Source organism: Streptomyces sp. MH60 (assembly GCF_002939385.1).
Lineage (GTDB): Bacteria > Actinomycetota > Actinomycetes > Streptomycetales > Streptomycetaceae > Streptomyces.
In genome coordinates this window covers 46,246-67,676 of record NZ_MULI01000007.1, presented here as the reverse complement: position 1 = coordinate 67,676, position 21,431 = coordinate 46,246, and the positions used below count along the sequence as shown (strand labels likewise).

The window sequence follows — 21,431 nt, the reverse complement described above, 5'->3', positions numbered from 1 at the left end:
CTCATCGGCCCGGACGTGACCGGGACCGGTCCAGCGCGGCCACGCCGACCGCGGCCAGGCCGATCTGGATGAGCCACTCGACCCAGTCGACGCCGTCGGTGTCGGCCACGTCGAACGCCGAGGCGATCCCCGAGCCGACGAGCGCCGCCACGATGCCGACGAGGATCGTCCACAGGACGCCGATGCGCTGCCGCCCCGGAACGACCAGCCGGCCCAGCACACCGATGACGACACCGATGACGATGGCGCTGATTATGCCGTCGATCTCCATCTCCACCCCTTTTCGTCAGGATCTCCGCTGCAGTGCGTCTGCCCGCTGCGGACGGGTGCAGTCCGAAGCGGGCGGACGAGACACGGGCGACGGGCCGGCCCGCGAGTGCGGGGCCGGCCCGTGCCGTTTCCTTCCTGTGCGTCTAGGGCCTGCGTGGCGCGCTCCGCGCCGCCGTTCCGGCGCAGACCATGCCCAGAATCAAGGCCAGGGCGCCGATGACGATGTTGTTCCAGATGACACCGGCGTCCGGGCTCGTGCCGACGATCCAGGGCGAGATGATCATCCAGACTCCGATCGCGCACATGGCCCAGCTGAGGCCGTACATGCGCTCCGGGGCGCGGGTGAATCCGAGGGCCAGCAGACCGATGGCGATGCCCACGATCAGATTGTGGGCCACGAGTGAGGGCTGGCTGGTGGTGAAGTGGAGTATCCACGGGGACACGGCACAGTAGAGGCCGAGCAGGAACACCGGCCCGTCCACGAGTGCCACGTCGCGACCACCGAGCACGCGCGCGTAGCGCGCCTGCATCTCCGGGGCGTCCGGGTGGCCGGTGATGTCACCTCGGGAGTGCGAGACGTTGGCCATGAGTCGTCTCCTTTGACTTGCGGGGCCGACCGCTTCTGGTGCGGTGTGCGGTAGCGCCGTATAAGAGCATTGTGCTCTTATTTCTCCCTTATGTGTAGTGGTGGGCGGGTCAGGATTCTGACGGCCCGCTTTGTCACACCCATGTGAATTCCGGTGACCGGGACGTGAGACGGCTCCGGTTCTCCTTGACCGTCCTCCAGCGCGGCTGCCACGATCGTCGGCATGACCACGCGACCGGATCTCACGCGGCGACGCCACGTCGACCTCGCGCGCGTCTCCAGCGCCTCCTGTCGCACCGCGGCCTGATCCCGCCGATCCGCCGCCTCGTCGCGCCCTCGCCGCACCGGCCCGGCACCGTCCCGCGCGCGACGTCCCGCATCACCTGAACCCGGCCGCACCGCGGCCGGTTGGGCCCGCTGCCCGCCCATGTCCCGGTCGACGTACCCCCGCTGGGGGCTCCGCCGGGCATGCCGCCGCGCCCGCCCACCGCGGACCCCCGAAAAGAGGACCCATGGCCACCGTCCTGTCCGTCTCCGGCAGTCCCTCCGCCTCCTCCCGCACCAACCGGCTGCTGCGCCACCTCGACGACCGCCTCACCGCGCGGGGGCACGAGGTGATACCGCTCGACGTCCGCACCGTCCCCGCCGAGGCCCTGCTCGGCGCGGACTTCGGTCATCCCGCGATCACCGGGGCCGCCGAACTGTTCGCCCGGGCCGAGGGAGTCGTCGTCGGTACGCCCGTCTACAAGGCGTCGTACTCCGGGGTCCTGAAGGCCCTGCTCGACCTCCTTCCGCAGTACGCCCTCACCGGCAAGACGGTGCTGCCGCTCGCCACCGGGGGTTCCACCGCCCATGTCCTGGCCATCGACTACGCGCTCCGCCCGGTGCTCAACTCCATGGGCGCGGCGCACGTCGTGCAGGGCTGGTTCACCCTGGACCGGGACATCACGGCCCACGAGGACGGCACGGTCACCGTCGCCCCGGGTGCCGCGGAGGCCCTCGCCCACGTGGTCGACCAGTTCTCGGCGGCCCTGGCCGCCCGCCCGGCCGTCCCCGTGCCGACGCTCCCCGCGCTGGCCGCGGCGAGCTGAACGACCCGCGACGCCCCCGGCGGGCAGCGCCGGGCCATGACGCCCGAGGCCCCGCCCGCCCCTCGCCGCACCCACGGGGCCGTCCCGCCCCGCACCGACCGACCGCACCCTGAACGGAGACCCGTGTCGAGCCTGACCTTCCACTGGTTCCTGCCCACCAGCGGTGACAGCCGCGATGTCGTCGGGGGCGGCCACGGCGCCCCGGCCACCGACTCCGGGCGCAACCGGCCGCCGACCGTGGCCTATCTGACCCAGATCGCCCGCGCCGCCGAGGACCTCGGCTTCGTCGCCGCGCTCACCCCCACCGGTGCCTGGTGCGAGGACGCGTGGCTGACCACCGCGATGGTCTCCCAGGCGACCGAACGCCTGAAGTTCCTGGTCGCGTTCCGCCCCGGCTTCGTCTCGCCCACGCTGGCCGCGCAGATGGCGTCCACCTTCCAGCGGCAGACCGGCGGACGGCTCCTGCTCAACGTCGTCACGGGCGGCGAGAGCCGCGAGCAGCGGGCCTACGGGGACTTCCTGGACAAGGACGCCCGTTACCGCCGTACCGGCGAATTCCTGCACGTCGTACGGGAGTTGTGGGCGGGCCGGACGGTGGACCTGAGCGGCGAGCACCTCCGGGTGGAGGACGCGAAGCTCGTGCGGGTGCCCGATCCCGTGCCCGAGGTGTACTTCGGCGGCTCCTCCGCCGTCGCCGGAGAGGTCGCCGCCCGGTACGCCGACGTGTACCTCACCTGGGGCGAACCGCCCGAGCAGGTGGCCGCCAAGATCGCCCGGCAGCGAGCCCTGGCCGCGAAGGAGGGCCGTACGCTGCGGTTCGGCATCCGGCTGCACGTCATCACCCGGGACACCGCGGAGCAGGCCTGGGCCGAGGCGCACCGGCTGCTCGACGGCTTCGACCCGGAGACCGTACGAGCCGTGCAGGCCGGCCTCGCCCGCAGCGAGTCCGAGGGGCAGCGCCGCATGCTCGCGCTGCACGGCGGGTCCCGCGACGCTCTGGAGATCCACCCCAACCTGTGGGCCGGTATCGGTCTGGTGCGCGGCGGCGCGGGCACCGCCCTGGTCGGCAGCCACGAGGAGGTCGCGGACCGGATCGCCGAGTACCACGCCCTGGGCGTCGACGAGTTCGTCCTCTCCGGCTACCCGCACCTGGAGGAGGCCTACTGGTTCGGCGAGGGCGTCCTGCCGCGCCTCGCCCGCCGGGGACTGTGGCGCCACCCGGCCCGGACACCGGCCGGCCACGACGCGGTGCCGTTGCCGGTCGCCGTCTAGGACGGGGCGAGACAGGGCGCGACGGAGCGAGACGGGGCGCGACGGGGCGCAGGGCCGGCCCGTCGGCCCCGCACGCCCCTGTGTCAACTCCGCGACAGGCCAGTCGGATTGGATTGGTCTACACCCTTGACTGGTACAGACCAACGCGGTTGAGTGTGCCCCACACCCCCCTCCACGGCCGCCCCCACGCCGTGGCCGGTCCGACCGGCACGTGCGCACAAGGTTCCGCTCCGCCCTGCCCCGGTACGGGAGCGGCCGTGCTCCGCAGAAGGAGACAGACCTGTGTCGAGGCGCCGTATATCCGCCGTGGTGACCGCACTCGCGCTCGCGGGCGCAGTGCCGTTGCTCATGCCCGCCGACGAGGCCTCCGCCGCCGCGTGTTCGAGCTACCCCGCCTGGTCGGCCGACGCGAACTACAACACCGGCGACATCGTCCGCTACACCGACGGCAAGGCCTACATCGCCGAGCACGCCAACCCGGGCTACGACCCGCTCATCAGCACCTGGTACTGGGACCCGTTCGCCTGCGACGGCGGTTCGCAGACGCCGGTCGGCAACTTCGTGGTCAGCGAGGCCCAGTTCAACCAGATGTTCCCGGGCCGGAACTCCTTCTACACCTACAGCGGCCTCACCGCCGCGCTCAGCGCCTACCCCGGCTTCGCCAACACCGGCAGCGACACCACCAAGAAGCAGGAGGCCGCGGCCTTCCTCGCCAACGTCAGCCACGAGACCGGCGGACTGGTGCACATCGTCGAGCAGAACACCGCCAACTACCCGCACTACTGCGACTGGAACCAGCCCTACGGCTGCCCGGCCGGCCAGGCCGCCTACTACGGGCGCGGGCCGATCCAGCTCAGCTGGAACTTCAACTACAAGGCCGCGGGCGACGCGCTCGGCATCGACCTGCTGGGCAACCCCTGGCTGGTGCAGAACGACGCGGCCGTGGCCTGGAAGACCGGCCTGTGGTACTGGAACACCCAGTCCGGGCCCGGCACCATGACCCCGCACAACGCGATGGTCAACGGCGCCGGATTCGGCCAGACCATCCGCTCCATCAACGGCTCCCTGGAGTGCGACGGCAGGAACCCCGCGCAGGTCCAGAGCCGGGTCACCAAGTACCAGCAGTTCAGCCAGATCCTCGGCGTCTCCCCGGGCGCGAACCTGTACTGCTGACCCCTGCCGGGTGTGCGAAACTCCGCCGATGACCTCGGAAACGATCACCGCGGAGTCCGCGGGCACCTGGCACCTCGGCGACCTGCCCGTCCGGCGCGTCGGCTTCGGCGCGATGCGGCTGACGGGCAGCGCCGCCTTCCACCTCGGCACCCCGAGCGACCGCGGGCGCTCCCTCGCCGTGCTGCGCCGGGCCGTCGAACTCGGCGTCAACCACATCGACACCGCCGCCTTCTACTTCTCCTCCCTGCGCTCCGCCAACGAACTGATCAACAGCGCGCTCGCGCCCTACGCCGACGACCTGGTCGTCGCCACCAAGGTCGGCCCGTACCGCGACTGGTCGGGGGAGTGGGGCACCTCCGCCCGCCCCGAGGACCTGCGCGCCCACGTCGAGGAGAACCTGCGCCAGCTCGGCCGGGACCACCTCGACGTCGTCTACCTGCGACGCATGCGCCAGGACTCGATCGCCGAGCACTTCGGCGCCCTGGCCGGGCTGCGCGAGGCGGGACTGATCCGCCACCTCGCCCTGTCCGACGTGGAGCCCCGGCACCTGGCCGAGGCGCAGGCCATCGCGCCGGTGGTGAGCGTCCAGAACCGGTACGGACTCGGCTTCCACGACCCCGCCACCGACGCGCTCCTCGACCAGTGCCGCGCCCAGGGCATCGCTTTCGTGCCGTTCTACGCCATCGCCGGCGAGGCCGGACCGCGGGGCGCCGGCACCGCCCACGAGGAGGAGGTGCGCGCGGTGGCCCGGGCGCACGGAGCGACCCCCGCGCAGGTGAGGATCGCCTGGACCCTGCACCAGGGCCCGAACGTCCTGGCCATCCCCGGCACCGGCAACCCGGACCACCTCGCGGAGAACGTCGCCGCGGGCGCGCTGCGCCTCACCGACGCGGACCTGGCGCGGCTAGACGGAGCCCGCAAGGGCTGACGCCCGCCATAGGACCGCCGCGCGCCCGCCATAGGGCGCCGTCCGCCCGCCGCACGGCCCCCGGTCTCGGGCGGGACTTGGCGTCCGGGGAGTTTTACGTATAACCTCTCCCGTCAATCGCCCGTCCCGGAAGGTGCCGATGACACGCATCGCCCTGGTCGCCCTCGTCGTCGACGACTACGACGAGGCGATCCGCTTCTACACCGAGGCCCTCGGCTTCCGCCTCGCCGAGGACACGCCCCGGCCCGACGGCTCCCGCTGGGTCGTCGTCGAGCCCGGAGATCCGGGCGCGGGCACCGCCCTGCTGCTGGCCCGCGCCAAGGGGGAGGCCCAGCGTGGCCGGATCGGCGACCAGACGGGCGGGCGCGTCGGGTTCTTCCTGCACACCGACGACTTCGCCCGCGACCACGCCCGCATGACCGCGGCCGGCGTGACCTTCCTGGAAGAGCCCCGGCACGAGCCCTACGGCTCGGTCGCCGTCTTCCAGGACCTCTACGGCAACCGGTGGGACCTGCTCCAGCCCGCCGCCCCCTGACCGTCCCCGCAACTCCACCCACCCGTCCCCGCATGCACGCCCAGAACCGCCGAGGAACCACCGCACATGTCATCTACGCGCATAGACACCGAGACCCTCCGCCGCCTCCCCAAGGCGGTCCTCCACGACCACCTCGACGGCGGACTGCGCCCGGCGACCGTCGTCGAGCTGGCCGAGGGCGTCGGCCACACGCTGCCCACCACCGACCCCGACGAGCTGGCCGCCTGGTACTACGAGGCCGCCAACTCCGGTGACCTGGTGCGCTACATCGCCACCTTCGAGCACACCCTCGCCGTGATGCAGAACCGCGAGGGCCTGCTGCGCACCGCCGAGGAGTACGTCCTGGACCTCGCCGCCGACGGCGTCGTCTACGGCGAGGTCCGCTACGCCCCCGAGCTGAACACCGGGGGCGGCCTGTCGATGAGGGAGGTCGTGGAGACCGTCCAGGAGGGGCTCGCCGCGGGCATGGCCAAGGCGGCCGCCGCCGGGACGCCCGTCCGGGTCGGCACCCTGCTCTGCGGCATGCGGATGTTCGACCGGGTCCGCGAGGCCGCCGACCTCGCCGTCGCCTTCCGGGACGCCGGTGTCGTCGGCTTCGACATCGCCGGCGCCGAGGACGGCTTCCCGCCCGCCGACCACCTCGACGCCTTCGAGCACCTGCGCCGCGAGAACGTGCCCTTCACCATCCACGCCGGCGAGGCGCACGGACTGCCCAGCATCCACCAGGCCCTCCAGGTGTGCGGCGCCCAGCGCATCGGCCACGGGGTCCGCATCACCGACGACATCCCCGACCTCGCGGCGGGCAAGCTCGGCCGGCTCGCGGCCTGGGTGCGCGACCGCCGCGTCGCCCTGGAGATGTGCCCGACCTCCAACCTCCAGACCGGTGCCGCCACCTCCATCGCCGAGCACCCGATCACGGCGCTCAAGGACCTCGGCTTCCGGGTCACCCTCAACACCGACAACCGCCTCGTGTCGGGCACGACGATGACGCGCGAGATGTCCCTGCTGGTCGAGCAGGCGGGCTGGAGCGTCGAGGACCTGCGCACGGTCACCGTGAACGCCCTCAAGAGCGCCTTCGTCCCCTTCGACGAGCGCAAGGCCCTCATCGAGGACGTGGTCCTGCCGGGCTACGCGTCCGCGCTCTGAACGAGCCCGCGCACATAGGCGGCCTGTCCGACGTGCTGGAGATCGTCGGACAGGACGCTGACCAGCCGCACGGCGAGCGTGACCGGCGGGTCCCAGTTGTCGTCCACGACCCGCTCCAGGTCCTTGGCGGTCAGCGAGGCGAGGGCCGTGCGGGTCTGCTCGTGCACGGCGTCGTAGTAGCCGGTCAGCAGGTCGCCCGAGTCGACCCGCACCTTCGCGACCTCGGCGGAGCTGTGCCCGTACCCGGTGTCGTGGCGGGGCAGTCCCAGGCCGAAACGCTTCTCCCACTCGCCGGTGAGCCACACCTGGTCCAGCCCGAAGGCGTCCGCGACGTGGTCGTCCTGGACCCGGGTGAGGTGCCAGACCAGCCAGGCGACGGAGTTGGCGTCGGAGCCGGGCCGGGCGTTCAGGCCGTCGGGGTCCAGGCCCTCGACGGCGGCGTGGACTTCTTCCTGGATACGGCCGTAGCCCTCGATGAGGATGTCCTTCGCATGCATGCGTCCACCATCGCGCAGTCCGGCCGCCCGCGCCCCCCGTTCACGCGCTTCCCGTCTCCAGCAGCCCCATCAGCGCCCGCGCCGCCGGACTGGTGGCCTGCGCGGGCGGGAGCAGCGCGATGGTCTCGTACTCCGTCCCGGCCGCGTCCTTGAGCGGCAGCGAGGTGAGGGCGGCCCGCTTGTGCCGGAAGTGCCGCGGCACGACCGCGATGCCCAGGTTCTCGTCGATCAGGTCCAGCAGCCCGTGCACGTCGTTGACCTCCAGCGGCACGGTCCGCCGGACGCCCGCCGCGGCGAAGACGGCGTCGGTCACGCGGCGCGGGCCCCAGTCCGGGTGGAAGTCGACGAAGACCTCGTCGGCCAGGTCGTGCGGGGTGAGCACCGCGCCGTCCGCCGCGAGCCGGTGGTCGGGGTGGCACAGCACCGTCATCGGCTCGCCGGCCAGCGCCACCGAGCGCAGCTGGTCCGTGTCCGCCTGGGTGCGGTAGGCGAAGGCCAGGTCGAGCCGCCCCGCTGCGACCTCCTCCGCCAGCTCCCCGGAGCCCGCCTGCCGCAGCCGGATCTCCACGTCCGGGTGACGCCGCCGGAACGCCGCCAGCAGCCCGGCCACCGGCACCCCGGCGATGCACTGCTCGGCGCCCAGCGAGAGCGTCCCGCGCAGCACCCCCTGCACCGCGGCGACCGCCTCGTGCGCCGACCGCACCTGGGCCAGGATGCGCTGCGCCTCGCCCAGCAGCGCCCGCCCCGCCTCCGTCAGCGTCACCCGGCGGGTCGTACGCACGAACAGCGGGGCCCGCAGCTCCCGCTCCAGCGCCCGGATCGACGCCGAGAGGCCGGACTGGGACACCAGCAGCCGTTCCGCCGCGCGGGTGAAGTGCTGGTCCTCGGCGACCGCCACGAAGTGCTGGAGATGACGCAGTTCCATGATTGAGAAGCGTAACCGCGCAATCCCATCGGATTCTTCTGTTGGACCACTGCCCGCAGGTCACGACAGAGTGGAGGACGGTTCCACCCAAGCCCCGAACCTCGGGGGCCAACCCCTCTGGAGTCGCGTTGTACACCGCACACCCCGACCGCTACGCGGAGATGCCCTACCGGCGCACCGGACGCAGCGGCCTGAAGCTCCCCGCGCTCTCGCTCGGCCTGTGGCACAACTTCGGCCCGGACCGCCCCGTCGAGACCCAGCGCGCCATCCTGCGCCGCGCCTTCGACCTCGGCGTCACCCACTTCGACCTCGCCAACAACTACGGTCCGCCGCCCGGCTCGGCCGAGTCCGCGCTCGGTGAGGCCCTCAAGGCCGACTTCGGGGCGTACCGCGACGAGCTGGTCGTCTCCACCAAGGCCGGCTACCTGATGTGGCCCGGCCCGTACGGCGAGTGGGGCTCGCGCAAGTACCTGCTGTCGTCCCTGGACCAGAGCCTGTCCCGGATGGGCCTGGACTACGTCGACATCTTCTACTCGCACCGCCCCGACCCGGAGACTCCGCTGGAGGAGACGATGGGCGCGCTGCACACGGCGGTGCAGCAGGGCAAGGCGCTGTACGTCGGCGTCTCCAACTACTCGCCGGAGCAGACCCGGGAGGCCGCCCGCATCCTCGCCGAGCTGGGCACCCCGCTGCTGATCCACCAGCCGCGCTACTCCATGCTCGACCGCCGCCCCGAGACCAGCGGGCTGCTGGACGCCCTCGACGAGCTGGAGGTGGGCTCCATCGCCTACTCCCCGCTGGAGCAGGGCCTGCTGACCGGCCGCTACCTCAACGGCATCCCCGAGGACTCGCGGGCCGCGAGCGACAGCCCCTTCCTGAACTCCGACGCCGTCACCGAGGAGCTGGTCGGCAAGCTGCGCGCCCTGAACGACATCGCCGCCTCCCGCGGCCAGTCGCTGGCCCAGCTGGCCCTGGCCTGGGTGCTGCGGCAGGGCAGGGTGACCTCCGCCCTGGTCGGCGCGAGCAGCCCGCGGCAGCTGGAGGACAGCGTCGCGGCCATCGGCAACCTCGACTTCGACGCCGACGAACTGGCCCGCATCGACAAGGTGGTCAAGGGCTAGGCGGTCGCTCGAACGGATGCGAGCCGGGTCGGGAGGCGGTACACCGCCTCCCGACCCGGCTCGCGTACGTGCCCCGGCCTCCTCACGCCCCCGCGGGAACCCGGTCCAGGAAGCCGAACACCGACCGGATGCGGTCCTCGCCGTCCAGGGTGATGACGTCGAACCCGGCCACCGGCGCCGAGCCGTCGGCATCGCTCACCAGCTCCCAGGAGAAGCGCGCCGTGTCGTGGTGCCCGTCGACCGCACCCGACAGCCGGAAGGAGAAGCCGGGGAACTGCTCGTGCGCCGCCGTCATCACGGCCGCGATCTGCTCGTGGCCGCGCACGTCGGCCAGGGGGTCGGTGTAGCCGCCGTCCTCCGTCCAGGCCGCGGCGACCGCCTTGGCCACCGCGTCCGGGCCCGCGTTCCAGGCTTCGAAGTAGCGGGCGACGGCGTCCTCGTAGCGACGGGTGGGTGTGGACATGGCGATCAGCCTCCAATGAGGTGGGTGCGCTGGTCAGGGGCCGGATCCCGGTCTCGGTGACCCGGCAGGACCACCCTGCCCGCGGCCGTCGGCACCGTCGATTACCCGCGGGGTCATGCACACGGTGCCGCGGTGGGTGCGGCGTTTCGGCCAACCGTCGCCGCGAATATGCCAGGAGACTGGCCGGAAATTCATGGTGACAGTGGTTAAGGAGTGAACATACTCACCACTAGGGCCTCTCACACCATGCGACAGCGCCCTCACGCACAGCACACGAGCCGCACGGACGCGCCGCCCGACCGGCAGGCGGGCGTGACGGGGAGGGCAGCAGTGCACGACGAGTTCCTGTGCCATGTCACCGCCTACGGTGTCTGTGACGGCCGACGCATCGGTGTTCCCCTGGGCACCTACCGGGCGCCCACCCTCGCCCTGGCCCTGTGGTGGCTGCGGGACCGGGCGTCGTGGATCGCCGAGCGGCTGGATCCGCAGCCCGACGCCCCCCACTTACCGCGCGGCGCCCTGACTCCCGTCGGCGACGACGCGCCCGACGTGCCGCGCATGCTGCGCGCCTGGTGCGCCGACGACGTACAGCAGGAGCTGGTCGCCGACGAGCTGGCCGCGGGGCACCTGGTGCGCGTCGCGACCAGTGACGAGACCACCGAGTACGAGCTGATGGCCGAGTCCGTGGACGCGCTGCGCATGCAGCGGGCCGCGCCGCTCCTGGTCGTCCCCGTCGCCTGAGTCCCTTGGTGCGCCGCACCCGCCCGCTTCAGGACCGGACCCGCCCGGGCCGCCCGCCCAGCCACCGCGCGAGCAGCGCGCCCAGGAGCCCGGCGACCAGGCCCCACAGCAGCGCGAGACCCACCGCACCCCACAGCTGCGGCCGCAGGAACAACTGTCCGGAGAGCCCGCCGCCGAGGTCGCCGATGCCGAGCACCGACAGTCCGTAGTGGGCGGAGATCCGGCCGATCAGGCCGATCATGAGCACCGTGAGGGCCAGGGCGACGGCCATGCGCACGGCGTGCAGCCAGACCGGCAGCCGGGCCGGGGAGCGGGACGCCATGAGGAATCCGGCCGCCAGGACCAGGACCGCCGCGGCGACCAGGAGCCACCACATCCGCCCGTCGCGCTCGGCGAGCGTGCCCACGTTCACGGTCGAGACGTCCGGGGTGCGCAGCACCTCGTCGAGCACCCGCGGCATCGGGAGCCCGAACGGCCCCTCCACGCGTCCGTTCCAGGTCGCCCCGAGGCCGATCGTGAGCGCGGGCCAGGCCAGGTTCGGCAGTCCGAGCAGCAGCACGGCGAAGGTGTCCGCCGGACGGCCCCGCGTCCCGGCGACGACCAGGGCGACGACGACGCCGACGACCACGTAGGCGAGCAGCAGCGCGACCATCGCGTACGCGGCCGGCCGCACCGACGTCCGCAGCCGCAGCAGCCGCCCGGGCAGCGGCGCCCGGCGCGAGGCCAGCAGGGCGAGGACGAGCACACCCGCCAGCCACAGCAGACCGAAGAGGACGGTCAGCGGTACGTCCGTGGTGAAACCGATCTTCGGGCTGACGCCGAACAGGTCGCCGAGGTCGTTCAGCAGGCCCTCCCCGAGAGAAACTTCGAAGGTCTGCCGCGCGGCGAACGCCGTCCCGAGGAGGGCGAGCAGCCACAGGACGGCGATCCGCCCGGCCCAGCCGGCCAGTTCCGGGACGCCGGTCACGGCCCGGTGGCGCAGCGGCCGCAGGAAGCCCCGGGCGATCACCAGCGCCCCGGTCAGGGTGACGGACAGCGGCATCACGGTCAGCCCGGCGTCGGTGGCCGCCAGCTCGCCCGTGTCGCCCGACATCTCCAACGCCCCGCCCACGGCGGTGACGACGGTCGCCACCACGACCCGGGGGAAGGCGTTGTCGGGCAGGTCCGCGGCACCGGCCGCCCACAGCCCGAGCGCGGCCACGACCCCCATGGCGACCAGCCCGGCCAGCACCGTGCCCAGCGCCTGCGCCCAGCCGTGCCGGGCGACCGCCCGGCCGGAGGTTCCGGGAGACCCGGGGGGTACGGGCGGCATGGGAGGTACGGGAGGTACTGCGGGGGTCTGCGGACTCACGGTGCCACGCTAAGCAGCCCCCGCCGGGCACGCCCGCCGACAGGGCCGTCCGCGTCGGACGGCGGGCACGGGCTCCGCCCGCACCGGCCGGTGTTCAGACCGCCCGCACGACCAGGGCGTAGTCGCCGAGGCCCAGCAGCCGGTCGGCCGGCAGTTCGCCGCGGGTGGTGAAGAGCGCGAGGAGACGGGCGGTGCGGGTGTCGAACGCGACGTCCAGCACCGTGCCCCGCCCGGTGCCCGTGTCGGTGAGGATCCGGCGGCCCAGCAGGTCGTGGTGGGGCGGCGCCGCCTCGGAGGCGGCCGCGGACCGTACCCGGACGGCGCCCGGTCCCACCGCGCCCACCGCGTCCCAGGGCAGCGCCGCCTCCGGGCCGAACCGGCTGCCGCGCCACCGGACATGGCTGACGGACCCGGTGACGACGTCGACGGTCAGGGACGTCACGGTGCCCAGCGGGCCGCCGCCGTCCGGCGGCACCACCGGCAGCCCGCGCACCTCGGTGAACAGCATCACGGCAGCGAACCCCGCCACGGGCCCGGCACCCGCCCGACCAGGGCGGTGAAACCGGGCAGGTCGTCCGCGACGTGCCGGACGGCGTCCTCGGGAAGCACCAGTGCCCGGCCGGTGACCGTGAGCGTCTCGCCGCGCGGCACGTACACCCGGCGCCGGTGCCGGGCGGGTCCGGGCACGAACCGCCGGCTCGCCGCCACCCGGAAGCCGACGACCCGCCCACCGGTGCCGCCCTCCACCACGATGTCCAGCACCGTACCGATCTCCGCTCCCGCCTCGGTCAGCACTCTCGCCCCCAGCAGACGGGACCGCAGGTTCGTCCGGTGCGCCGTCATCGCCGCCGCGGCCACCAGGCCCCGCCGGTCCCGGATCATCACCGCGTCGTGGCCCAGCGCGTACACGGCCGACCACGGCAGGCCCTCTTTCATCAGGCCGGACAGCAGGCCCCGTCCGGTCAGGGTGAAACCGGTGATCCGGGCCGCGGCGGCGTCGCATACGGTGTCCTTGACCTGGGCGACGGCATCGCCGCCGAGCGTGACCACCGGCCGGGTGGTGAGGCTTCGTGCGGCCATCAGTTCGTTCATCGCACACCCTTCCCCACCCGCTCGCACACCCTTCTCGCACCCCGGGTTCCCCGCACGACTGTGACGATGCCCGCACTACGAAGAGAGGGGGACTGCGATGCGCGGCTCGGGGTACGAGGACAGGTGCAGCAGAGTCCGGCCAGTCCGGCTTCCGAGAGAGACACGCATGACCGAGTACCTGGACGGGGCAGTGATACCGACTGGTTTCGACGTACCCGTCGAACCGCTGAGGCGGGCGGCGCACTACTCCGGTGAGCCGGGATGCATAGCGCAGGCGCGTTCCTTCGCCTCGCTCTTCCTCGACCAGCTGAGGACCGAGTGGTGCGCCACGATCGGCCCCCGCGCCGACGGAGCGGTGCTCCTGGTGGTCAGCGAGCTGGTCACCAACGCCGACCGGCACAGCAGGGGGCCGTACATCCTGGAGCTGGAGGGCACCGGCAGCTCGGTGGTGGTGACCGTGTACGACAGCAGCGGCGCCGTGCCGGAGCGCTTCCCCCGGGACCCCGAGCGGGTCGGCCGGCACGGCCTGGAGATCGTGCACGCCCTGGTCGAGACGGTCGTCGTCGAACGCGTCCCGGTCGGCAAGCGCGTACGCGCCGTGGTGCCCCTCACTGAGGAGTGAAGGGCACCGTCGTCGCGGGACGGGGGCTCAGGCGCAGCCGAGTTCGCCCAGCATGCCCTCGCGCAGCCGGGTGATGATCCGCTTGATCAGCCGGGACACGTGCATCTGCGAGCAGCCGAGCCGTTCGCCGATCTCCGCCTGGGTGGCCTCCTCCACGAACCGTAGGTGGATGATCTGCCGGTCCCGCTCGCTCAGCCCGGCCATCAGCGGGGCCAGCGAGTGGAAGTCCTCGACGAGTCGCAGCCCGTCCTCCTCCACGCCGATGAAGTCGGCCAGGACCGACTCGCCGTTCTCGGGGCCGTCGCCGGTCAGGGCGGCGTCCAGCGAGGAGGAGTTGTAGCCGTTGGACGCGATCTGGCCCTCGATCACCTCGCTCTCGCCGATGTTCATCAGCGTGGCGAGTTCGGCGACGGTGGGCTCGCGGTCCAGGCGGGAGGAGAGCTCCTCACGGGCCTTGGCGAGCTCCACGCGCAGCTCCTGGAGCCGCCGCGGTACGTGCACCGCCCACGTGGTGTCCCGGAAGAAGCGCTTGATCTCGCCGACGATGTACGGCAGCGCGAACGACGTGAATTCGACCTCGCGCGCCAGCTCGAAGCGGTCGATGGCCTTGATCAGACCGATCATGCCGGTCTGGACGATGTCCTCCATGTCGCCCCCGCGACCGCGGAAGCGGCCCGCCGCGAACCGCACGAGCGACATGTTCATCTCGATCAGCGTGTTGCGCGCGTACTGGTACTCCTGCGTGCCCTCTTCGAGTTCCGCCAGGCGCCGGAAGAACTGGCGGGACAACTGCCGCGCGTCGCGCGGGGCCACGGTGCGGGGGTCCACGACACCGCGCGGTGATCCCTCACCCGTCCCGCTCCCGGCGGCCTCCTCGACAAGCTGCGCCTGCGGCCGGACCACGACGGTCTCCATTGCCTCTCCCACGAAAGTCACGGTTCGACGTCTCCCTAGGCTTTTCCCGCTTGCGGGTACCCGGGCCGCGACGGCACATGCCACCCGTTTCCACAGGTGGCGCGATACGTGTGCCGCGGCGTCTTCGCGGGGTGGTGCGTCCCTTTCCAGGGTAGTGCGGCGGGCCGCGCCCGGCACCACGGAAACGCGCCGTGATTTCCCTGAGGGCGGAACGCCGCCCCCTTCCGTGACACGGCCGGGACCCTAGGCTGAGGAGGTGACCAGCCACGTGCCGAACGAAGCCCGCGTCATCGCGCTGCGCCCACGGGCCCAGCGCCCCGAAGCGCGTCCCGCCGCCGCACCGGTTCCCCCGGAGCGAAGGCCGCCCACCGTGCGAGAGCCCCTGTGGCGCGATCTGGTCGGCGACGTCCTGCGGCGCGAACGCCTGGAGCAGGAGCGCACGCTGAAGGAGGTCGCGGAGGCGGCCCGGATCTCCATGCCCTACCTGTCGGAGGTGGAGCGCGGCCGCAAGGAGGCGTCCTCGGAAGTGCTGGCCGCCGCCGCGGGCGCCCTCGGACTGGGCCTGGGCGACCTGCTGGCCCGCGCGCAGGGCGAACTGGTCCGCCTCACCTCCCGGCACACCGGCGCGGGAGCGGGCCGCGGCCCCTCCGGCGCGCGGTTCGACGGGATGTGCCTGGCCGCCTGAGACCGCGCACGGGCCGGCGCCCCGCACGGGGCGGGACGCCGGCCCGGCCGCTCACACCCGCGCCCGGCGCCGGGCGAGCACCTCGTCGGCCAGCCCGTACGCCACCGCCTCCTGCGCGGTGAACACCTTGTCGCGGTCCATGTCCGCCCGCAGGGTCGCCACGTCGTGGTGGGTGTGGCGGGCCAGCACCTCCTCCACCTGGGAGCGGATCCGCACCATCTCCTTGGCCTGCAGTGCCAGGTCGGAGACCGTCCCCTGCCGGCCGCCGCTGGCCGGCTGCCCCAGCAGGACCCGCGCGTGTTCGAGCACGAACCGCCGCCCGGGGTCCCCGCCCGCCAGCAGCACGGCCGCCGTGGACGCCGCCTGCCCGACACAGAACGTCGAGATCGGGGCCTGTACGAAGGTCATCGTGTCGTAGATCGCCATCAGCGACGTGAACGAGCCGCCGGGGGAGTTGATGTAGACGGCGATCTCGCTCTCCGGGGCCGACGACTCCAGGTGCAGCAGCTGCGCGATCACGACGTTGGCCACGCCGTCGTCGATCTCGGTCCCCAGGAAGATGATCCGCTCCGACAGCAGCCGGCTGAACACGTCGTAGGACCGCTCGCCCTGCGGGGTCCGCTCGACGACGTTCGGAATCGTGTAGCTCCCCATGTCACAGCCCCATCCGTCGCTTGGCGGCGGCCGGACGCACATCCGCGAGGGACTGCACGACCTGGTCCACCATTCCGTACTCCCTGGCCTCCTCGGCCGTGAACCAGCGGTCGCGGTCGCCGTCCCGGGAGATGGTCTCCGGGCTCTGACCGGTGTGCTCGGCGGTGATCCGCTCGATGGTCCGCTTGGTGAACTCCAGGTTGTCCGCCTGGATCTCGATGTCCGCGGTGGTGCCGCCGATGCCCGCCGACGGCTGGTGCATCATGATCCGCGCGTTCGGCAGCGCGTAGCGCTTGCCCGCCGCGCCGACGCTCAGCAGGAACTGCCCCATGCTGGCGGCGAACCCCATGGCGAGCGTCGAGACGTCGTTGGGGATCAGCCGCATCGTGTCGTAGATGGCGAGCCCCGCGTGCACCGAGCCGCCGGGGCTGTTGACGTACAGGCTGATGTCGGTGCGCGGGTCCTGCGCGGACAGGATCAGCAGCTGGGCGCAGACCCGGTTCGCGGAGACCTCGTCGACCTGGGTGCCCAGCAGCACGATCCGCTGGTCGAGCAGCTGCTCGGCGAGCCGGTCGTCGAACCGGGTCGCGGGGGTGTCGCCCTCCTCGGCCCTGGGGTGTCGGGCCGGGGCCGATCCGGCGATGAGTGGAGACATCGGCGCTCCTTGTCGAGTCGTCAGCAGCGGGAGAGATGGTCGGGCCGCGGCCGACGGGGCCGCGGTTCCTCCACTCTCGGCCCGCCACGGCTCCCGCCGGGGCTTTCTCTGCCCGCGGCAGATTCGCCACCGGCAGAGCGATGAGTTCCGCGGTCCGCGCCGGTCGACAGTGGTGACCGTGTTCCGCGCCCTGGAGGTACTCATGAGCACCGACGGATTCACCACCTGCCTGTGGTTCGACGGCGACGCCGAGGACGCCGCCCACTTCTACGTCTCCGTCTTCAAGAACTCCGGCATCGGCGCCGTCACCCGCTACCCCGAGGGAGCACCCCAGCCCGCCGGCTCGGTGCTCACCGTCGAGTTCACCGCCAACGGCCAGAAGTTCGTCGGCCTCAACGGCGGCCCGCAGTTCACGTTCAACGAGGCGATCTCCTTCCAGATCACCTGCGAGGACCAGGACGAGGTCGACCACTACTGGAACAGGCTCACCGAGGGCGGCGGTGAGGACGGCCCCTGCGGCTGGCTCAAGGACCGGTTCGGCGTCTCCTGGCAGGTCGTCCCGCGCCGGCTCGAGGAGATGTTCCGGGACCCCGATCCCGCCAAGGTGGCGCGCGCCAACAAGGCCATGATGTCGATGCGCAAGCTCGACATCGCCGCGCTGGAGCAGGCGTACGCCGGTCAGTGACGCGCCGTCGGCGCGCGGGGCGCGGACGGGATGGCTAGCGTGAGAAACCAGACCGTATCCGGTCGTCTCGTCCCCCCACCGTTCGAACCACTCGTCCGCACAGGAGGCGGCAGCCATGGCCGTGCAACCCGAAGGGGCCCCTTGCTGGGCCGACGCGATGTTCACCGACGTCGAGGGAGCCAAGAGCTTCTACGGCGACGTCCTCGGCTGGACCTTCGGCGAGTCGTCGTCGGAGTTCGGCAACTACACCCAGTGCTACGCGAACGGCAAGGCGGTGGCCGCCGTGGTCCCGCCCCCGCCCGGCCACGAGGACCAGTCCCAGTGGTGCCTCTACTTCGCCTCCCCGGACGCGGCGGCGACCGCCGGGCGGATCCGCGAGGCCGGCGGGGAGCTGCTCCTGGAGCCGATGCGGGTCGGCGACTTCGGCACCATGTGCCTGGCCCGGGACCCCAGCGGGGTCGTCTTCGGCGTCTGGCAGGGCGGCACCCACGAGGGCTTCGAGGCGACGGCCGTGCCCGGCGCCTACTGCTGGGCCGAGGTCTTCACCCGCGAGCCCGCGAAGTCGGACGCCTTCTTCCCCGCGGTCTTCTCATACCGGGCCAAGCAGATGGAGGACGACCAGGTGGACTTCCGCCTCTTCGACCTCGGCGACCGCACCGTCCTGGGCCGCATGGCCATGACGGAGGACTTCCCGCCCGAGGTCCCGCCCTACATCAACGTCTACTTCACCGTCGGTGACTGCGACGACGCCGTGGCCCGCGCCACCAAGCTCGGCGGCATCCTGCGGTTCGGTCCGATGACGACCCCGTTCGGCCGGTTCGCGGCGCTGAGCGACCCGCAGGGCGCGAGCTTCTCGGTGATCGACATCACGACCACCGAGGGGGAGATGCCCAAGGTCACGGACGTCTCCTGAACCCCGTCCGGACACCCCGCCGGGCCATGGCATGATCGGACGCATGGGTGAACGTGCAGTGGCCGCGTGCGACGGGGCTTCGAAGGGAAACCCGGGTCCGGCCGGCTGGGCCTGGGTACTGGCCGACGCGTCGGAGAACCCGGTCCGCTGGGAGGCCGGCCCGCTCGGCAGGACCACCAACAACGTCGCCGAACTCACGGCCCTCGAGCGCCTGCTGGCGTCGACCGACCCCGGCGTACCGCTGGAGGTCCGCATGGACTCGCAGTACGCCATGAAGGCCGTCACCACCTGGCTGCCCGGCTGGAAGCGCAACGGCTGGAAGACCGCGGCCGGCAAACCGGTCGCCAACCAGGAGCTGGTCGTGCGCATCGACGAGCTGCTCGACGGCCGCTCGGTCGAGTTCCGATACGTACCCGCCCACCAGGTCGACGGCGACCGGCTCAACGACTTCGCCGACCGCGCGGCCAGTCAGGCGGCCGTGGTCCAGGAAGCCGCGGGCAGCGGTCTCGGTTCGCCGGAGCCGCCGCCCGCACCGGACGTGCCGGCGGCCCGCAAGGCGCCGCGCCGGGCGTCGGGCGCGGCCCGCAAGGGCGGCGGCTCCTCGGCGCGCACCATCAAGGCGAAGTTCGCCGGGCGCTGCCTGTGCGGCCGCCCGTACGCGGCCGGCGAGCCCATCGCCAAGAACGACCAGGGCTGGGGCCACCCGGAGTGCCGCACGGTGGCCGCCGGATAAAGCGCGCCCGCCCACGGCCGCGCGGCACCGGCCCGCGGCCCCTCCCTTGTTACTCTGCGGTCCCGAATGACCGTTATGAGTGCATACAGGGGTGTGTGTGAAGGTCGCCTGCGTCGGCGGTGGGCCCGCCGGACTGTATCTGTCGATCCTGCTGAAGCGGCGGGACCCGTCCCACGACGTCACCGTCCACGAACGCGACCCGGAGGGCTCCACCTACGGCTGGGGCGTCACCTACTGGCGCGGACTGCTCGACCGGCTCCAGGAGCACGACCCCGAGTCCGCGCGCGCCGTCGAGGAGCACTCCGTGCGCTGGCGGGACGGCGTCGCCCACGTCGGCGACCTGGCCACCCGCCACCACGGTGACGCGGGCTTCGGCATCGGCCGCCACCGGCTCCTCGCGATCCTCACCGCCCGCGCCCGCGAGCTGGGCGTACGCCTGGAGTACGAACACCCGGTCACCGGCGCGAACCCGCCCGCCGCCGACCTGGTGGTGGCGGCCGACGGGGCGGGCAGCGCCCTGCGCAACCGGCACGCCGAACACTTCGGCACCGAGATCACCGGCGGCCGCAACCCCTATGTGTGGCTCGGCACCACCAAGGTCTTCGACGCCTTCACCTTCGCCTTCGTCGAGACCGGCCACGGCTGGATCTGGGCGTACGGCTACGGCTTCGGCCCCGAGGGCAGCACCTGCGTCGTGGAGTGCGCGCCCGCGACCTGGACCGGACTCGGCCTGGACCGGGCCGACGAGGCCGAGGCACTGGTCCTGCTGGAGAAGCTCTTCGCCGACGTGCTGGACGGGCACCCGCTCACCGCGCGGTCCTCCGGCCGGGCCGGCGCCCCGTGGCGCACCTTCCGCACCGTCACCAACCGCACCTGGTCCCGGGACAACCTGGTCCTGCTCGGCGACGCCGCCCACACCACGCACTACTCCATCGGCGCGGGCACCACGCTCGCCCTGGAGGACGCCATGACGCTGTCGGCGGCGCTGCACGAGCGGGACACCCTCCCGGACGCCCTCGCACACTACGAACGCGCGCGCAGGGCGGCCCTGCTGCCGGTGCAGAGCGCGGCCCGGCTCAGCGCCCAGTGGTACGAGAACCTGCCCCGCTACATCCACCTGCCGCCCGAGGAGATGTTCGCCCTGCTCGGCCAGCGCCACTCGCCGCTGCTGCCGTACCTGCCGCCCCGCCTGTACTACCGGATCGACCGGGCGGCCGGGCGACTGGAGACGCTGCGCCGGATCAAGCGCCGGCTGGGGCCCGCGATCGCGCGCACGGCCCAGGCACGCAGGCTCGCCGGCGACGGGGAACCGGGCCGCTCCCGGCGTCCCGACGCGGTGCCCGCGCACCGCGGATGACACACTGACGCCATGGACGAGCGCACTTTCGGCAGGTCGGATCAGCACGCGTCGGTCGTCGGCCTCGGCACCTGGCAACTGGGCGCCGACTGGGGAGACGTCGACGACAAGGAAGCCCTCGCGGTCCTGGAGGCGGCGGCCGAGTCGGGGGTGACCTTCTTCGACACGGCGGACGTCTACGGCGACGGCCGCAGCGAGCAGACCATCGCGACCTTCCTCGCGAGCAGGCCCGACCTGCACGTGCTGGTCGCCACCAAGATGGGCCGCCGGGTCGAGCAGATCCCGCAGAACTACGTCCTGGACAACTTCCGGGAGTGGAACGACCGCTCCCGCCGCAACCTCGGCGTCGACCGCCTCGACCTGGTGCAGCTGCACTGCCCGCCGACGCCGGTCTACTCCAGCGACGAGGTGTTCGACGCCCTGGACACCCTGGTCGAGGAGGAGCGGGTCGCCGCCTACGGCGTCAGCGTGGAGACCTGCGAGGAGGCGCTCACCGCGATCGCCCGGCCGAACGTGGCCAGCGTCCAGATCATCCTCAACCCGTTCCGCATGAAGCCCCTGCGCGAAGTCCTGCCCGCGGCCCGGGAGGCGGGCGTCGGCATCATCGCCCGGGTGCCGCTCGCGTCCGGCCTGCTGACCGGCAAATACACCAAGGACACCGTCTTCGCGGCGAACGACCACCGGAACTTCAACCGGCACGGCGAGGCCTTCGACCAGGGCGAGACCTTCTCCGGCGTCGACTACGCCACCGGGGTGGAGGCCGCCGCCGAGTTCGCCGCGCTCGCCCCCGAGGGGTACACCCCGGCCCAGCTGGCGCTGCGCTGGATCGTCCAGCAGCCCGGCGTGACGACGGTGATCCCGGGCGCCCGTTCGCCCGAGCAGGCCCGCGCCAACACGGACGCCGCCCGGCTGCCGGAGCTGTCCGACGACACCCTCGCCGCGATCCGCGGCCTGTACGACCGCCGCGTCAAGGACCAGGTCGAGGGCCGCTGGTAGACGGCCGACGGGCGACGGGGCCCGG

General features: G+C 72.6%; 27 protein-coding genes. 16 read left to right on the top strand and 11 right to left on the bottom strand.

Translation table 11 applies throughout. From position 1 onward, the window contains the following. Position 1: 1 nt before the first annotated feature. Both BZZ08_RS07535 and BZZ08_RS07530 read right to left on the bottom strand, forming a co-directional pair. Positions 2–271 (bottom strand): GlsB/YeaQ/YmgE family stress response membrane protein, encoded by a 270-nt coding sequence (locus BZZ08_RS07535; RefSeq protein ID WP_104631439.1) that lies wholly within the window; start codon positions 269–271, stop codon positions 2–4. Between the two features lie 142 nt (positions 272–413). Beyond that, a complete protein-coding gene (locus BZZ08_RS07530; protein WP_104631351.1) occupies positions 414–857 on the bottom strand; it encodes an SPW repeat protein in 444 nt (147 codons plus the stop codon). Positions 858–1,079: 222 nt separating this feature from the next. Here BZZ08_RS07530 and BZZ08_RS40085 point away from each other — a divergent pair, with 222 nt between their 5' ends. The 7 genes from BZZ08_RS40085 (at position 1,080) to BZZ08_RS07500 (ending at position 7,001) form a co-directional block, all read left to right on the top strand. After that, positions 1,080–1,163, top strand: coding sequence for a putative leader peptide (locus BZZ08_RS40085; protein WP_350891961.1), 84 nt, complete (start codon positions 1,080–1,082; stop codon positions 1,161–1,163). A gap of 205 nt (positions 1,164–1,368) precedes the next feature. Next, entirely contained in the window at positions 1,369–1,947 is a 579-nt protein-coding gene (gene ssuE / locus BZZ08_RS07525; RefSeq protein WP_104631350.1) for an NADPH-dependent FMN reductase, read from the top strand. Between the two features lie 123 nt (positions 1,948–2,070). Beyond that, positions 2,071–3,219: an LLM class flavin-dependent oxidoreductase gene (locus BZZ08_RS07520; RefSeq protein ID WP_241965401.1), complete on the top strand. Its 1,149-nt coding sequence runs from the start codon at positions 2,071–2,073 to the stop codon at positions 3,217–3,219. 282 nt (positions 3,220–3,501) lie between these two features. Next, positions 3,502–4,392, top strand: a complete 891-nt coding sequence (locus BZZ08_RS07515; protein WP_104631348.1) for a glycoside hydrolase family 19 protein — start codon at positions 3,502–3,504, stop codon at positions 4,390–4,392. A 28-nt stretch (positions 4,393–4,420) separates the two neighbouring features. Beyond that, a complete protein-coding gene (locus BZZ08_RS07510) occupies positions 4,421–5,320 on the top strand; it encodes an aldo/keto reductase (protein WP_198601345.1) in 900 nt (299 codons plus the stop codon). A 139-nt stretch (positions 5,321–5,459) separates the two neighbouring features. Beyond that, positions 5,460–5,855 (top strand): VOC family protein, encoded by a 396-nt coding sequence (locus BZZ08_RS07505; protein ID WP_104631346.1) that lies wholly within the window; start codon positions 5,460–5,462, stop codon positions 5,853–5,855. Between the two features lie 66 nt (positions 5,856–5,921). Further along, positions 5,922–7,001 carry an adenosine deaminase gene (locus tag BZZ08_RS07500; RefSeq protein ID WP_104631345.1) on the top strand — a complete coding sequence of 360 codons (1,080 nt, stop codon included), beginning with the start codon at positions 5,922–5,924 and terminating at the stop codon, positions 6,999–7,001. Here the strand turns inward: BZZ08_RS07500 and BZZ08_RS07495 are convergent. Continuing rightward, positions 6,983–7,498 (bottom strand): mycothiol transferase, encoded by a 516-nt coding sequence (locus tag BZZ08_RS07495; protein ID WP_104631344.1) that lies wholly within the window; start codon positions 7,496–7,498, stop codon positions 6,983–6,985. The genes BZZ08_RS07500 and BZZ08_RS07495 overlap by 19 nt on opposite strands. Positions 7,499–7,538: 40 nt before the next feature. Beyond that, a complete protein-coding gene (locus BZZ08_RS07490; protein ID WP_104631343.1) occupies positions 7,539–8,423 on the bottom strand; it encodes a LysR substrate-binding domain-containing protein in 885 nt (294 codons plus the stop codon). 128 nt (positions 8,424–8,551) lie between these two features. Here BZZ08_RS07490 and mgrA point away from each other — a divergent pair, with 128 nt between their 5' ends. Next, positions 8,552–9,544, top strand: coding sequence for an L-glyceraldehyde 3-phosphate reductase (gene mgrA / locus BZZ08_RS07485; protein WP_104631342.1), 993 nt, complete (start codon positions 8,552–8,554; stop codon positions 9,542–9,544). 82 nt (positions 9,545–9,626) lie between these two features. On the opposite strand, the gene BZZ08_RS07480 is transcribed toward mgrA, so the two are convergent. After that, the gene (locus BZZ08_RS07480; RefSeq protein WP_104631341.1) at positions 9,627–10,007 is read right to left on the bottom strand and encodes a nuclear transport factor 2 family protein; all 381 of its coding nucleotides are present in this window, start codon (positions 10,005–10,007) and stop codon (positions 9,627–9,629) included. A 330-nt stretch (positions 10,008–10,337) separates the two neighbouring features. On the opposite strand from BZZ08_RS07480, the gene BZZ08_RS07475 reads away from it, so the two are divergent. Then, on the top strand, positions 10,338–10,748 hold the full coding sequence (locus tag BZZ08_RS07475; protein WP_104631340.1) for a hypothetical protein: 411 nt from the start codon (positions 10,338–10,340) through the stop codon (positions 10,746–10,748). 28 nt (positions 10,749–10,776) lie between these two features. Here BZZ08_RS07475 and BZZ08_RS07470 read toward each other — a convergent pair whose 3' ends face one another. The 3 genes from BZZ08_RS07470 to BZZ08_RS07460 form a co-directional block, all read right to left on the bottom strand. Beyond that, the gene (locus tag BZZ08_RS07470; RefSeq protein ID WP_198601344.1) at positions 10,777–12,060 is read right to left on the bottom strand and encodes a streptophobe family protein; all 1,284 of its coding nucleotides are present in this window, start codon (positions 12,058–12,060) and stop codon (positions 10,777–10,779) included. Positions 12,061–12,193: 133 nt separating this feature from the next. Then, a complete protein-coding gene (locus BZZ08_RS07465) occupies positions 12,194–12,610 on the bottom strand; it encodes a PRC-barrel domain-containing protein (protein ID WP_104631438.1) in 417 nt (138 codons plus the stop codon). Further along, positions 12,607–13,191, bottom strand: coding sequence for a PRC-barrel domain-containing protein (locus tag BZZ08_RS07460; protein ID WP_104631339.1), 585 nt, complete (start codon positions 13,189–13,191; stop codon positions 12,607–12,609). The genes BZZ08_RS07465 and BZZ08_RS07460 overlap by 4 nt, the downstream gene beginning before the upstream one ends. A gap of 166 nt (positions 13,192–13,357) precedes the next feature. Here BZZ08_RS07460 and BZZ08_RS07455 point away from each other — a divergent pair, with 166 nt between their 5' ends. Further along, positions 13,358–13,813: an ATP-binding protein gene (locus BZZ08_RS07455; RefSeq protein ID WP_104631338.1), complete on the top strand. Its 456-nt coding sequence runs from the start codon at positions 13,358–13,360 to the stop codon at positions 13,811–13,813. A gap of 27 nt (positions 13,814–13,840) precedes the next feature. Here BZZ08_RS07455 and BZZ08_RS07450 read toward each other — a convergent pair whose 3' ends face one another. Further along, positions 13,841–14,728: an RNA polymerase sigma factor SigF gene (locus BZZ08_RS07450; protein ID WP_104631337.1), complete on the bottom strand. Its 888-nt coding sequence runs from the start codon at positions 14,726–14,728 to the stop codon at positions 13,841–13,843. A 256-nt stretch (positions 14,729–14,984) separates the two neighbouring features. On the opposite strand from BZZ08_RS07450, the gene BZZ08_RS07445 reads away from it, so the two are divergent. After that, a complete protein-coding gene (locus BZZ08_RS07445; RefSeq protein ID WP_104631336.1) occupies positions 14,985–15,413 on the top strand; it encodes a helix-turn-helix domain-containing protein in 429 nt (142 codons plus the stop codon). A 51-nt stretch (positions 15,414–15,464) separates the two neighbouring features. Here the strand turns inward: BZZ08_RS07445 and BZZ08_RS07440 are convergent, their stop codons facing one another. Further along, positions 15,465–16,067 (bottom strand): ClpP family protease, encoded by a 603-nt coding sequence (locus tag BZZ08_RS07440; protein ID WP_104631335.1) that lies wholly within the window; start codon positions 16,065–16,067, stop codon positions 15,465–15,467. Position 16,068: 1 nt separating this feature from the next. Beyond that, on the bottom strand, positions 16,069–16,722 hold the full coding sequence (locus BZZ08_RS07435; RefSeq protein WP_104631334.1) for an ATP-dependent Clp protease proteolytic subunit: 654 nt from the start codon (positions 16,720–16,722) through the stop codon (positions 16,069–16,071). 202 nt (positions 16,723–16,924) lie between these two features. Here BZZ08_RS07435 and BZZ08_RS07430 point away from each other — a divergent pair, with 202 nt between their 5' ends. The 5 genes from BZZ08_RS07430 (at position 16,925) to BZZ08_RS07410 (ending at position 21,406) form a co-directional block, all read left to right on the top strand. Beyond that, positions 16,925–17,407: a VOC family protein gene (locus BZZ08_RS07430; RefSeq protein ID WP_104631436.1), complete on the top strand. Its 483-nt coding sequence runs from the start codon at positions 16,925–16,927 to the stop codon at positions 17,405–17,407. A 115-nt stretch (positions 17,408–17,522) separates the two neighbouring features. Beyond that, the gene (locus BZZ08_RS07425; RefSeq protein WP_104631333.1) at positions 17,523–18,320 is read left to right on the top strand and encodes a VOC family protein; all 798 of its coding nucleotides are present in this window, start codon (positions 17,523–17,525) and stop codon (positions 18,318–18,320) included. Between the two features lie 31 nt (positions 18,321–18,351). After that, positions 18,352–19,053, top strand: a complete 702-nt coding sequence (locus BZZ08_RS07420) for a ribonuclease H family protein (RefSeq protein ID WP_104631332.1) — start codon at positions 18,352–18,354, stop codon at positions 19,051–19,053. A 97-nt stretch (positions 19,054–19,150) separates the two neighbouring features. Beyond that, a complete protein-coding gene (locus BZZ08_RS07415; RefSeq protein ID WP_446750240.1) occupies positions 19,151–20,410 on the top strand; it encodes an FAD-dependent monooxygenase in 1,260 nt (419 codons plus the stop codon). A gap of 12 nt (positions 20,411–20,422) precedes the next feature. Then, on the top strand, positions 20,423–21,406 hold the full coding sequence (locus BZZ08_RS07410; RefSeq protein ID WP_104631330.1) for an aldo/keto reductase: 984 nt from the start codon (positions 20,423–20,425) through the stop codon (positions 21,404–21,406). The last annotated feature ends 25 nt before the right edge of the window (positions 21,407–21,431 follow it).